This window comes from Streptomyces xanthochromogenes, assembly GCF_014650455.1.
GTDB lineage: Bacteria > Actinomycetota > Actinomycetes > Streptomycetales > Streptomycetaceae > Streptomyces > Streptomyces xanthochromogenes.
This window is the reverse complement of record NZ_BMUZ01000016.1, coordinates 23,841-36,455: the sequence shown is the minus strand read 5'-3', so window position 1 is coordinate 36,455 and position 12,615 is coordinate 23,841. Positions and strand designations below refer to the sequence as shown.

The window sequence follows — 12,615 nt, the reverse complement described above, 5'->3', positions numbered from 1 at the left end:
CGGAGCAGGGCCACCGCGTGCTGGCCGTCGGCCTGTCTACGTGCCCGCTGGGCCAGCGGTACGTGCTGGGGCGGGGCAGGCATGGCCGTGTTCATCGCGGCCGCGGACACGAGAGCGGAGGTCATGGTGGTCCGATCGTCGAAGGATGCACAGCCCGCCCACGACGCGCAGGGGGTGAGCCCGCAGGCGGGCTGCGTGGGAAGACCCGGCAGGAACACTGCTCGGTGCTGCTCGGTGGGAGACCCATTGGATCGACGAATTGGGGTGAGCAGCCGATCGCACCGGGGGTTGTTCACCGCCTGCCGCTCGGGCCTAGTCACGAGCGTCGGGCCCCGGCGACCGGACGGCAGGCGGAATTCTCTTACCGGGGGTGTTGCAGGATCACCGCGATCACCGAGCCGTCCGTCGTGACGTTGTACCGCTCGGAGCTTCGCCAGCCCTCGCAGATGGCTTTCACGTCGCCCTCGGTCAGCCCTCGGTGGGCAAGCCTGGAGGGAAGCTTCTCGACCAGCGGGGTCACGATGTGGACGACACCCTCGGGAGCGAGCCAGCACCGGGCGTCACCGAGCAGCCGCTGCAAGTCCCCGAAGAAGGCGGCACTGTGACGCATCGACACGATGTCAAAGCTACGTGGCGCCAGGTGAAGGGGGATGGCGTCTCCGGTGACATCCCACACTCTGTAGCGGGGCCACTCCTTGTCACGGGAGAGGGCGGCCGCCTTCTTGATCGCGACGCGGGAGAAGTCGTAGCCGGTGACCTCCAGACCCAGCTTCGCGAGTTCCCGTGTCCACGGCCCGGTCCCGCATCCAAGGTCCACCGCCCGCATACCGGGCTCTGCCTTCACATGGACCCCGAAGAGGGCCAGCTCGTCCTCGTCGACGGGCAGATACTCGACGCCGTGTTTGAAGGCGCGGTCCCAGTGGGCGGCGTCTCTGCGCCGTACGCTCAGGCGCTTCATGCCGCATCGTCTCCTGTGCGTGTAGCGATGAACCGAGCCAGCCGGTCGGGGTTGAAACGCCGCTCCATGCACTCACCCGACGGCACCCCGAACAGGTTGGGGCCGCCCGGCTCGGGCAGCTCGGGAAGCATGTCTGCAAGGCCCGGCTCGCGGCGTGGGAGCTGACTGGGTTTCACGGTGCTCCTCAGCGGGCGGTCAGGATGATCGGGGTCATGCCGGCCCCGACGGCGATGACGATCAGGATCTGCACCAGCCACTGGCGCCACCCCCACCCCCGCTTGTCCATGTGGCGGACGTGGCCCCTCACGAGGCGGCCGATTCGGGATTGACGAGCGCGGTGAAGCACTGCCGCTGGTGCACGAACCACAACTCGACCTCATATTCGGCGTCATCAGGACTGATGTGGCTGCGGTCCAGGACCAGCACGCCGTCCGCGAAGCCCTCATGCATCAGCTTCCGGGCCTTCCTCCACTGCTCCGACGCCTGCGGGGCCTGCGGACCGTGCCGGTCGACGAGCTCCTGCCAGGCCCGGACCTCCCAGCCCCGGCGGACGGCCTCGGCGCGCAACAGGTCCTGCAAGGGCTTCGGGTCGACGCCGGGTGTGGTCTGCACGTAGGTGATGACCCGTCGAGGACGCACTTTCGAGTGGAACGTGAACGCTGGCTCGTTGAGCGCTTCACGCAGCCGTCGCAGGCGCATGCCGGAATCCAGCGAGATCCGGGGACCGCGAGATCCGTAGCGCCGGCTGGAGGCGTTTTCGACGTCCATCCAAGACGTATCGGGCGTGGAGGGTCGTGCCGAGATCGGTGACATGGGGGGTGTCTCCGTAGGAGAGCGACGGGAGTTCGAGGACACGCTGCGCAGGACTGCCCTGAGTGGGCGTCGGCTGCAAACCGCTCGATGCCCGTCCGCTGATGAGCGAACTGAGTAGTGCCGCACGCCGGACGGCCCGGGTCGGCAACTGGCACGGCAGCACCACGGAAGCGGCGGCCGCGGTGGAGGCGGCGTCGACGAGAGCGAGACGCCGTATGCGGTCGCCCGCCATGTGACGCGGGAGGGTCATGATGCCGACCCCTCGCCACACGCCGGGTACAGGAGGCGGCCAAGCTCGGCGTAGAGGAACTCTGCCTCCGAGACGGGCAATATGAGAGGCACGTCCGAACGATGCTGAGCGCCCTCGAACACCGCGAGGGGCAGCGCGATGCGACCGGCCTGAGTCAGGTGGACGGCTTCGCCGTCGGTCCTCTGGACCCTCCACCCGGGTAACGCGCTGCCCGCACTTTTATCGTGACGTGTCGTCATGTCACGGAAATTTAGGGGGACTTAGACGTCTGAACCCTTCCTCGGAATCAGGGTTGCCTCACAGTAAGGGTTCCGGTGATCACTATGCGGCCACACCAATGTGCGCGGCGACCTTCCGCAGATCATCACGGAAGGTAGGCCGCTCACGCTTCAGGAGGTCAGTGACAGCGCTTCGTACCAGGGGCGAGAAGGTCACCTCCTCGGGGGACTGCTTCGTCAGCCGAGTGAGCATGTAGACCGTGGCGTAGTCGTCCTTCTGAATCCGGTTGCAGTTCATCAGCTCGATCAAGTAGCGGGAGTGTCGCTCCAGCGGCATGCCTTCAGGAACGTTGACGGTGTCCGCGAGACGCAGGGCTTCAACCGTGTCGCCCTCTTCGGCGGTGAGATGCACCCCGTGCATGGCCACGTTCGTCGGCCCGAAGCAGGCGTGCCAGTGGTTGTGGTCCGCCCCGAGCTGCTCGGCCACGCGCTCCGCGCTGTGGAAGAGGTCCCACGCCACAGTCCTCTGGTTCGCGCGGACCGCCGCCACGGCAGCCTGCAAGTGCAGTGCCCCGTACGCCGATAGGTGTTCCTTGGACGCGTTGTCCCCCGGCCGGCACAAGGAGATCGTCTGACGCGCCAATTCGACGCTGTCCTCAACGTCGCCGGCTGTTGTCAGGACGCAGGAGAGGTTCCACGCTGCCGCAGCAAGAAGAGCGGGGTCGCCAGCGCTCTCCGCGAGAGCGAGCCCACGATCGGCCGCGATCCGGGCGAGAGTCGGTTCACCCACGCGCCGAAGCCAGATCTGGTGGAGCCCATAGAGACTGATCAACTCTCGAAGCGCGCTCGGCTCCCCTTCCGTTGCGTGCGCATCGCGTAAAGCGGCGTGCCCCATGCGCAGGAGTTGGGGCAGTGATGAACCGACGACCTCGTATCGGTCCTTCGCCTGTGTCTCATACGTCGTCCAGGCATCTTGGACAGCCTCGGTCACCGCCTCGACACTGACCTCGCCGGTGCTGCTAGGAAGGAGTGATGTGGGCAGCGACAGCATCCGACGGATCTCGGGCACGTGCGGGTGCTCGTTGTCCCGGCCGATCGCCAACCCCGACAAGAAGCCCCCCGTGAGGTCCGCGAGGTTCTTGATACCAAGGACGCGCGCGATCTCGATGAGTAGGGAGAGACTGTCGACAACGAGCTGGTCGTGCTCGATCTTGTAGGCCCAGTTCTCCTTGCGGCCAACCAGCTCGGCGAAGGCCTTCTGCGAGAGCCCGCGGTGCTCACGGAAGTATTTGATTCTCTGTCCGGTGGTGAACTCCTTGTCGTTTGGCACGTGTTGACCTCTCTCGAAGCGGGATAGGGCGCTCCCGAAGAGCGTATGCCCGACCGTCGCATCGAGGCGCAATACTGGAGCTCTCTCCTTCGGGAGGGCACTCAACGGTCTCCCGCCACCCGGCGGGAGACCGCCCTCCTATACGGGCCATCACGCTTGGAGCTACGTTGACGTATCGCGGTCTGATCCTCGACTTCGGTGGAGTTCTCACCACACGCATGCGGCTGAACGGCCAAGCGTTCGAACGGTCCGAGGGGCTCGCACCCGGCGCTTACTTTCATGCCCTCGATGAGCACCCCGAAGGCGTGCGGATCTATGCGGATCTGGAAGTAGGCCGCGCGACCCAGACAGAGTGGAACCAGGTCATCGGCAACATCCTAGGTGTCGACCCCACCGACCTGATGCGCCGTGCCCTGGCGAACCTGCGACCTGAGCCGGCCATAGTGGCGGCGGCCCAGCGGGCCCGTGAGGCAGGCGTGAAGGTGGCTCTGCTCTCGAACAGTTTCGGTCTGGAGCCGTTCAACCCGTATGCGGAACTGGGAATGTGGGAGGACGCGTTCGACGCGTTGATCCTTTCGGAGATCGAAAAGGTGCGGAAGCCGTCTCCGGCCATCTACCAGCGCGCACTGGATGCCCTCGGTCTCTCCGGACCGGAGTGCGTCTTCGTAGACGACCACGCCCAAAATCTGCCCCCAGCTGAAGCCCTAGGGATCCACACCATCCACCACACCGACGACCCGGAGGCAACGGCGGCGCAGCTTGACGCCCTGCTGATCCGGGCAGCGGTTTGAACGGATCGGGTAGCGCCTAGCCCTCCTGAGCTACGCGGCGCACGATCTCGCAGCACGGCGCCTTACTTAGCTTGTTGTTAATGGTCGGGTCCGGTCGCGTTCGATGACGGCCTGTTCCTGGTGCTCGTCCTCATCGGCGCCGGCGTGCTGGCCGAGCGCGAACCGGAGCTGGGCCAGCTGCTGTCCCACGCCGAGCACGGCCGGGCCGTGCGGTCTCCTTACGCACCCATCATGGGAGGGCGAGAGTACGGCGAGCGGCCAGACTCCGGCCGGGCGGACGACGATGCGGAGCGGCCGCCTCCCCTCTCCTCGCCGCTGACGCATTTCCCTGCACGGATCACCTGCAGTCGCGCACGGCCTGGCCACGGAGGATTACGGAGTCTGGGCGCCCCCTGACAATGCCTTCGTGGACTCAACGACATTGCTTGGCCTGGCTGGTATTGGCGGGACGCTTCTTGGCGCTGCCGCCGGAGCGGCTGGAGTACTGGGCGCAGCCCGGATCAGCAGCCGGGCGCAGGCGCATACGGAGGAGCAGAAGGCGCGGCGGCAGGCGTACAGCGTGTGCGCCACGGTTCTTCTCGCTCGGCGGGACGCTATAGCCGCACTCCTGGATGCGTTCATGAACGATGACTTCGACCCGGTCGCAGCGCGGGCCCGGCTCCAGGTCGTCGACGAGCAGCGTGACGCGGTGGCGCGGGCCATCGGCGCCGTAGCGGTCGAGGGCCCGTACGACGTCGCACACAGAGCAGAGTCTGCGGCAAAGGCCATCGAGATTCTGTCCGGACGGCTTCGCGACTGGACTTCGGACGTCGCCGGCGGCCGCAACCGTAACGACCTGCTCGCGAGTCAGTCGCGGTATGCCGTGAGAGATCAAGCGGACGTGGAGGAGATGCTCGACAACTTCACCGTGGGGTGCCGCAAGGTGCTCCGCCCCACGGAACGGGAATGGCCTGTGTCCATGGGGCGCCTGAGACGCCGCTGACGGTCGGTCGTGCACGGTGTCCGACACGGTGTCCCTGCAGACGATGCGTGACCCTTCGTCACCGGCAAAGAAGTCCAGGCCATTCGGTTCCGCAGCTTCCTTCAACGTGGTCGCTGCAGGCCCGCCGTGCCATCAAATGTGGCGTCCGCAATGTGATCTGCACGACTCCCAGTTGGGGAACTGGCACCGAGTTCCGTACGTACCGTCAAGGATCTCCGCAGCTAAGAGCACAAGCAGGCAAGCGAGTTACCCCGGAGGGTCCCCTCTCGCCGCGCCTCGTGGCACGCAGTGCCCCGTATCGCCTATCCCCAGGGGGAGTTGGGCGGCCCGTGTTGACTGCGGACGCCCGGTACTGTGTGGGGTTATCCGCTCCTCCTGGGGTCCGCGCCGCGTCGTGGTCGCCTGCAGGGCTCACGAACGTGGGGTCCTAGAAAGGGGTGGCCCCGATGACCTCCCAGTCAGAGGGAAGCAGCACCACGCGGAAGGCGGACCGGCTCTACAACTGGTTCCGCTGGCTCGGACCGATCTACTCGATCTACAAGATCGTGTGGGACCTTCTGGGCTAAAACGTGAAGAGCCCCGACCTAAGGGTCGGGGCCCACGCTGCACGCTTTACCCAATGAGGGCCTCATCCACCACTGCTTGCCGGCTACGGAGGATGGGGCCTTCGGTATGTTTTACGTGTCATGGAAGACAGTCTGGAAAATGCGAAGTGCCGCATATGACCGATTGCCTTCTTCCCCACCATCTTGCCTCGTGCGAAGCGGACTTCGCGACACCCGATCACATGTCGATCAGACATGGCGTCAAGGATCGTCCCGCTTTGACGTGCGCTGGCCTCCAAGTTCTCATGTGAATGTGACTTAGATCACATCTCCACGGTGACGTGGTGTACACCAGAACGCATCTTAAATTGTCTGGTTTGCCGGGGATCCACATCTCGAAATGGTCATCAGCTCGTGTAGCGGCGGAAGAGTACCCGACGCCGCCGACAGCGATGAACCCTCCACACCTCTACGACACGTGATCGTCCGGTCATCCAGAGCCACTCAAGATCACTAAAGGTGATCGTCCTCTGACGCGTTGTCAGTGGAGCCTGCTTGCATGGTTGGTTGCGCAGGGAGCGCACCAGCCTTGAAGGGGTAGGGCCCATGAGGACGACGTGGGTGAGGCCGTACGTGAAAGCGGACGGTACGGAGGTTCGAGGGCACGTCCGGCGATTACCGGATCTTGCGGGAACCGCGGGGGGCGGTCTCCTGCTGCTGGTGGCCGTGCTGTTGATCGTCGGATTCGGCACGCATACCGGTCCGGATACGGCGGTGCCCGGTGCCGGTGCTTCATCCGGAGCGGGGTCCTCGCACGGCTCCGAGCAGGCTGCCGTGTATCCGATCAAGTGGCCCGCCTGGGACAAGCTGCAGCAGGAAGCCCAGAAGCCGCAGCGGGCCGTGACCTATCCGGTCCCGTGGGACACGGGCAGGGCCTGGTGAGCCGGCGCCCGGCCGCCCGAGGGCGGCCTCCGGCACGGCGCCCTGTTCGGCGCCGCACCCCGGTGCGCGGGCGCCGGTCATCGCGACGCCAGCAGCGTCGGGACGCGCAGCTGCTCGTATTCGTTCTCGTCACGGCGGCGGCGCTGGGTCTGGCCCTGGTGGTGCTGCGGTGGCTGGCCGCCCACTGGTGGGTCGTCGTCATCGGCCTGGTCACGGCCGTGGCCGCGGGCGGGGCCTGGCTTTACCAGCGAGGCCAGCGTGCACAGTGGGAGCAGGTGCGGGCCCAGGGCCTGCGCTATGCCATGCCACAGCTGGACGCCCTGCATCACCGGGAGTTCGAGCACGCGGTGCGGGACCTGATGCGCCGGGACGGCTGCACTGATGCCCGGCAAGTGGGCGGGGCCGGAGACAACGGTGCGGACGTCAAGGCCACCGACCCAGCGGGGCGGCGCTGGGTGATCCAGTGCAAGCACCGCCGCGACGGGGACCGGGGCAGTGCTGTAGGGACCCCGGACCTTCACGTGCTCAACGGAACGGCCCGGCAGCTGCACGGCGCCGATGTCGTGGTCCTGGTGACCAACGGTCGGTTCTCCTCGAAGTGCGCGCCTTTGGCCCGCTCCCAGCACATCTATCTGGTGGACCGCCGCGTGCTGGGCGAGTGGGCGGCAGGCGGTCGGCCGATATGGGAGCTGTTGCGCTTACTGCCGCCACCGCGGCGCCCGTCCGCCATGTCCTGACCGCCGGACACGGTCGTCGAGGAAGGCCCCCTGCCGAGTAGGGGCCTTCCTTGACTGGCGCGGCGGGGAGTCAGCCCGCTGGTTGCAGGGGCGGCGCCTGACCTGGTGACGGGGTCGGGCCGGGCTCCTCGCTGAAGGACTCCAGCCTCCACTCCTGCCCGCTGCCCAGCCATGTCAGCTTCAGCGTGGTCGTGTAGCACTTGGTCTGGTCTATCGGTTCGGCCCAGTCCGGTGCACCGTGGCGCAGTTCCACACGGATATGGTCGCGTCGGTGTCGCGGTAGTTCTTCAGGATCGTTCCCGCGACCATGGTGCGGCTCTCGAAGTGCTCGCCGGCCGGGGGGGACCGTCCTGGTCCAGGCCCATCGCGCGGTTCGCGAGGCGGTACCCCTCATCGAGCTTGTCCTGCGTCGTGCAGATCTTGGCGGGGGCGTAGACCCGGTTCACGATCGCGTGACGGCTCGCCGGGTTGGCCATGTCCTCGTCGCTCGGCTTCTCGACGAATTGGCTCGTTGCCTGGCGGGCCCCGCCGGAGGCGCGGGCCGTTACCGCCCTGTCATTGCCGATTTCCGCGGCAGCTAACGGCTCCTGGCGGTAGGTCAGTTGAACTGCTGTAGACGCTAGCGGACCGCGGTAGTGCAGAGTCAATCGTGGTTGCCGTACGTGTCGGAGATGGCCGCCTCGCTCTCGCCCCGGTGGGTGACTTGCCAGTGAATGTGTCTCGACTCCTGGTAAAGACCCAGATTCGTCGTCACCGAGCGCGGTCCGTGATGCTTTTCCATCTTGGCAGCCGCCTCGCGCACCACTCAGATGGCCTCATGCGGCAAGGTCGGGCTTTGCCACTCTGTCTGCTTGCGCAGCGTGATCTGGCTGAACTCGTCGTGCCGTACGGGGGTTGGGGCGGCGTGGGTGAGGGTCCATGCTCCCGGGTCGGGGTCGGTGCGGGTGACATACAGATGCTTGGTATTGGCCGCGTGACTGGTGTGGTTGGTGACTGGTCTGTCGGATGCGGTCGCTTGTGCCGTGCCGATGGTGGGGCGATGCATCGGGGGGTTCCCATGCTGTTACAGCGCGGGGAGCGGGTCGGTGTGGTCGCTGAGGCCGAGGAGGAGCACGTGGTGTCCGACGGACTCGGTGAGGCCGTCGGTGACCTTCTCGACGTCGAGGCGCAGCCGGATACGCCCGGAGCCTTCGCGGTTGGCTGCGAGGGCGTGTTCGAGTTCGTCGTCGAGGCGGTCCAGGGCGGCCTCGGCTGCGGCGTAGTTGGCCAGGTCACGGGCGAGGAGCTGGCGGGTGGTGGTGTCGCGAAGCTGGTAGCTGGGCATCTGGGCCTCCTTCGGCGTCGGGATCAGGCGGTGGAGTCGGCTGCCTTGCGTGCCGTGCTCACGGCCCGCGACCAGACGTCGGGGCTGCCTCCGTGCTCGCGGGCGAGGGAGGCGGCGAGGCCGCGGATGTCGCCGTGCTCGCGCAGGGCGGCCAGGGCGATGGCCTGCCTGCGGTCGGCTTCCGACCGGGTAGGCGCGGTGGCGGGGCGGTGGGCGAGGGTGGTGCGTACGACGTACTCCCAGGATCGCTGCGGGCCGCCGTACCGCGTGCTGAGTTCCGCGGCCAGTCCCGGGTGGTAGCCGTTGCGGTCGATAGCCTCGGCGGCGTACTGCCCGGCGAGCTGCGTGGCCGTGAGCGGCTCGTCGCCGGCGTGGGCCCTCAGTGCGCCCGCGAGGGCCTCTTCCAGGGCAGAGGGGCGGCCGACGGCCGCGCCGGACTGGGGTCCGGGACGGCGGCCGGCTTTGCCGAGCTTGTCCCCGGTGCGCTTCGAGTCGAAGTCCTGCAGGTCGCCGACGCGGAAGGCGGGGATCATGCGGCCGGTCGGCCCCTGGACCGGCTCGGCGAGGGGCTTGGGGAAGTAGTCGGGGTTGTCCCTCAGGTACTTGCGGATCGCCGAAGGCCCGGAGAAACCCAGCCACGTCGCGGCCGTGTTGATGGAGACGACGTCCTCCGGGTCGGCCTGGTGCAGCTCGGGAGCGGCCTTGAGGACCTTGTCCGCCTTCTCCTGCTGGAACCAGCTGTAGAAGTCGCGAAACTGGCGCTCGTCGTAGAAGTCGGACCCGTCGATGCGCTCCTTCTCGGGATGACGGTGCTCCTGGGGCTGCTCGTCGCGCACCTTGTACCAGCGGGCCGCAGTGCCGACGCTGGCGCCGGTGAACTCGCGGATCCAGTCGCGGTTGACCACGGCACGGCTGCCAACGACGCGCCGCTGCGGGTTCAGGGCCTTGGACATGCAGTCTCCGTCCGGGGCGAGCCCCATATACTGAGGCCTGCTCCTCTGAGCCCTCGGCGCTCACGCGCCGACGGGTGAGTTGAGTTGGTGAAGGTGGTCGGCGGGACGTTCGGTCGGGGTTGCCGCCCTGGGGCGACACCCTCGTATAGAGGGTGCCTTCCGCCGGCCACCGCTCTTGCCGCTTAATGTGCGTAATTAATATTGCGCTCTTGGTGGGTGGCTGTCAATCTCGCCGGCGCGACGCGCAACCGTCATGACCGGTTGTCGCGGTGGGCGGCCCACGTCCGTTCGAAGTGCGGAACCTGCTTGTCCCGGACCTGGAACGGGGCGGTGACCAGGAGTTCCTCCACTCGGCTCGCACCCCACCGTCCTGCCGCCGCCCCTGGATGCCCTGGTTTTGGAGCTCGTCGAGCACCGGTACGGCTACTCGGCGCTCGGACGCAGTGACGATCACCCTTGGCTCTTCCCGGGGAAGGCTGGCGGACAGCCGATCAGCAGCCGTCAACTCATGCGCAAGCTCACCGCCATGGGCATCCGGGCTCGACCCAGCCGCAATGCCGCCCTGATGGAGCTCTCGGCCGAGCTCCCCGCAGTGGTGCTCAGCCGCTTGCTCGGAGTTCACATCTCCGCAGCTGAGAAGTGGGCCAAGGAGTCGGCATCCACGCGCGCCGCCTACGCTGCTGAACTCTCCCACCGGAAGACAACCGAGGGTTCGTACCGATGAGTTCGCGTCTGGACCTGTGGACCTGCGGGAGGCCGGGAGCCGCGTCAACCGATCTGTGGCAGGTCCTCGACTGGAGGGCGGGGCCACCACCGCGCGGCGCTCGCCCGGAGGCAGTCTGACGGGGGACGGAACGGCTGCCCGCAGGAGCGTCACCCAAAGTGACCACCACGGGGCTCGCCCGCGACTCAACGCGGCGGGTCGAGCACGTTGCGGATGCGGGTGGCAATGTGCAGATTGAGGCGTGTCTCCACGACGCCGAGGTCGTGGCCGGTGATCTCGCCGATGCGCTGGAGGCGGTAGCGGACCGTGCTGCGGTGGATGAGGAGCATCTCAGAGGTCGCGTCGTAGCTGCAGCCGCTCTCCAAGTAGCGCGAAAGTGTCATGACCAGCTCGGTGTGGTGCTGGGCGTCGTAGTCCAGCAGCCGACCCAGCCATACGTGGACGAAGAGGTCGGCTTCCCGCTCGCCTTCGCCGGTGCCCATCATGCGGCACAGGCCCAGCTCGTCGAAGGCGGTGCTGCCGTATGGGTCCTGGGAACGGCGGCGGACGGCGAGGGCCCGGACGGCCTCGTCGTAGGAGTGCGGCAGATCGGCGAGGACATAGCACTGGCCGCCGACCCCGATCGCGCCTGCGCTGGTGCCCAGGTCCTCTGAGACGGCCTTGTACAGTTCGTCTCCCGGATGACGCGGGTCCTCACCGGTCATCAGGACGACGGCTGTCGCGCCACGAAAGCCGACGAGCACGTCCCGGCGCAACCGTTCCGTCGCCCGTGTCACCGCATCGCAGAGCGCAGCCCCCTCGGGTGCCCCCGGCCACTCGAGCACGGCGACTTTGTGCGGCCGGTGCAGGTCGTGGCCCAGGGCTGCTGCCTGCGTGAAGGCGTCCTTGGTCCCCTCACCTGAGACCAGCCGGTCGACCAGGTCACGGCGCAGGTGGGGCTCTAGCTCAGCCAGTCTGCGCTCGTGGAAGAGAAGGGGAGCCAGCACCCGAGCGGCGTGTTCGAGCGCCGATGTGTCTGCTTCCGTCGCCCGCTGGTCCGGGTCCTCCAGCACGATGACGCCGAGCGGGTCTCCCGCCATCTCGATGGGCATGACCAGCCGGTCACGGTCCCGAGCGGCGCCGGGCTGGCGCCGCGCGCGGTGCATCAGGGCGTCCCGGCGCCGGTTTTCCGACTCGGGGCGGGTTCCGCTGCCGACTCCGCTCTGGGGGCCGCCCGCGCAGTGACCTGCCCAGGCCCGAGGGTGGCCGAAGCGGTCCTCGGTGAGGGCCGCGAATCCTGTGTGCTCGTGCAGGGCCTGGAGGATTCCCGCCTCGCCTCTGCCGGAGACGGCGGCGCGGGAGAGCGCCTCATAGGTGGCGAGCCGCGAGGCCAGGGCGGAGGCAGTTCTCCTGCCGAGGGCCACGGTGGGTGAGCCGTCCTCGGGCTCCGGCAGGTTCCCGGTGTCGGACAGGTCCCCGCTCACCGATATGTCCCCGGACCCGGCGGCTGGCTCGCCCCGGTGCCCGGTGAGGCGCGCGAGGACTGTCCCGGTCTGCCGCGCGAGCAGATCGGTCAGAGCGGTCTCTTCAGCCGAGGGTGTGGTCAAGGACCGGACGACGAGATAGCCGAGGCAGGTTTCCCGGTACCGCAGTGCGATGGCCCACGCCCACGGTCCGCCCGGCTTGTGCAGGTGGTGGCTGCGGCCGTCCAGGGAGTCGATCCGCCGGTCGAGCAGGTCGGCGGCCACCACGTCGGCAGCGGCTGCTACACCCGGGGCTCCGCCGGTTGGGCCCGCCTCGGGTTCCCGCGCCGCATCCCCGGGCCGGGCGACCGCGGTGGAAGCCGCCCGGAGTGGTGGGCAGCGCCGCGCCAGACCGTCGTGGACGGCATAGGCCGCTTCGGCGGTGAAAGGGCCGGTGGCGGCGATCGCCGCCATGCCCCCCCACAGCACCTCGCGTTCGTCCTCACCGTCGAGCATCACCGTCACCAGGCGTAGCAGTGCGTGTTGCGCTGCCGCTGGCCGCGGGACGGGGCGGAGGGGACCAGCGGTCGGAGAAGGCACAGCGTC

General features: G+C 67.8%; 13 protein-coding genes. 4 read left to right on the top strand and 9 right to left on the bottom strand.

All coding sequences use genetic code 11. The features are described from left to right. Window positions 1-361: 361 nt before the first annotated feature. The 3 genes from IE267_RS33840 to IE267_RS33830 form a co-directional block, all read right to left on the bottom strand. Window positions 362-958 (bottom strand): class I SAM-dependent methyltransferase, encoded by a 597-nt coding sequence (locus tag IE267_RS33840; RefSeq protein ID WP_189765776.1) that lies wholly within the window; start codon window positions 956-958, stop codon window positions 362-364. Between the two features lie 303 nt (window positions 959-1,261). Continuing rightward, complete coding sequence (locus IE267_RS33835; RefSeq protein WP_189765775.1) at window positions 1,262-1,771, bottom strand: hypothetical protein; 510 nt, start codon at window positions 1,769-1,771, stop codon at window positions 1,262-1,264. A gap of 571 nt (window positions 1,772-2,342) precedes the next feature. Then, window positions 2,343-3,569: a helix-turn-helix domain-containing protein gene (locus IE267_RS33830; RefSeq protein ID WP_189765774.1), complete on the bottom strand. Its 1,227-nt coding sequence runs from the start codon at window positions 3,567-3,569 to the stop codon at window positions 2,343-2,345. Window positions 3,570-3,736: 167 nt separating this feature from the next. On the opposite strand from IE267_RS33830, the gene IE267_RS33825 reads away from it, so the two are divergent. Beyond that, window positions 3,737-4,360, top strand: a complete 624-nt coding sequence (locus IE267_RS33825; RefSeq protein WP_308428870.1) for an HAD family hydrolase — start codon at window positions 3,737-3,739, stop codon at window positions 4,358-4,360. 412 nt (window positions 4,361-4,772) lie between these two features. Here the strand turns inward: IE267_RS33825 and IE267_RS33820 are convergent, their stop codons facing one another. Beyond that, window positions 4,773-5,102, bottom strand: a complete 330-nt coding sequence (locus tag IE267_RS33820; protein ID WP_189765773.1) for a hypothetical protein — start codon at window positions 5,100-5,102, stop codon at window positions 4,773-4,775. A 1,505-nt stretch (window positions 5,103-6,607) separates the two neighbouring features. Here IE267_RS33820 and IE267_RS33815 point away from each other — a divergent pair. Both IE267_RS33815 and IE267_RS33810 read left to right on the top strand, forming a co-directional pair. Next, a complete protein-coding gene (locus IE267_RS33815) occupies window positions 6,608-6,829 on the top strand; it encodes a hypothetical protein (protein ID WP_189765772.1) in 222 nt (73 codons plus the stop codon). A gap of 62 nt (window positions 6,830-6,891) precedes the next feature. Then, window positions 6,892-7,566: a restriction endonuclease gene (locus IE267_RS33810; RefSeq protein WP_229861562.1), complete on the top strand. Its 675-nt coding sequence runs from the start codon at window positions 6,892-6,894 to the stop codon at window positions 7,564-7,566. A 643-nt stretch (window positions 7,567-8,209) separates the two neighbouring features. Here the strand turns inward: IE267_RS33810 and IE267_RS33805 are convergent. From IE267_RS33805 to IE267_RS33790, 4 genes are read right to left on the bottom strand one after another with little or no spacing between them, the layout of a single operon-like run. Then, a complete protein-coding gene (locus IE267_RS33805; RefSeq protein WP_189765771.1) occupies window positions 8,210-8,347 on the bottom strand; it encodes a hypothetical protein in 138 nt (45 codons plus the stop codon). A gap of 24 nt (window positions 8,348-8,371) precedes the next feature. After that, window positions 8,372-8,611: a hypothetical protein gene (locus IE267_RS33800; RefSeq protein ID WP_189765770.1), complete on the bottom strand. Its 240-nt coding sequence runs from the start codon at window positions 8,609-8,611 to the stop codon at window positions 8,372-8,374. 18 nt (window positions 8,612-8,629) lie between these two features. Further along, window positions 8,630-8,890, bottom strand: coding sequence for a hypothetical protein (locus tag IE267_RS33795; protein ID WP_189765769.1), 261 nt, complete (start codon window positions 8,888-8,890; stop codon window positions 8,630-8,632). A gap of 23 nt (window positions 8,891-8,913) precedes the next feature. Next, entirely contained in the window at window positions 8,914-9,843 is a 930-nt protein-coding gene (locus tag IE267_RS33790) for a hypothetical protein (RefSeq protein WP_189765768.1), read from the bottom strand. Window positions 9,844-10,351: 508 nt separating this feature from the next. On the opposite strand from IE267_RS33790, the gene IE267_RS33785 reads away from it, so the two are divergent. Then, on the top strand, window positions 10,352-10,567 hold the full coding sequence (locus IE267_RS33785; RefSeq protein WP_189765767.1) for a hypothetical protein: 216 nt from the start codon (window positions 10,352-10,354) through the stop codon (window positions 10,565-10,567). Between the two features lie 185 nt (window positions 10,568-10,752). Here IE267_RS33785 and IE267_RS33780 read toward each other — a convergent pair whose 3' ends face one another. Further along, window positions 10,753-12,525: a PucR family transcriptional regulator gene (locus IE267_RS33780; protein WP_189765766.1), complete on the bottom strand. Its 1,773-nt coding sequence runs from the start codon at window positions 12,523-12,525 to the stop codon at window positions 10,753-10,755. Window positions 12,526-12,615 lie beyond the last annotated feature (90 nt).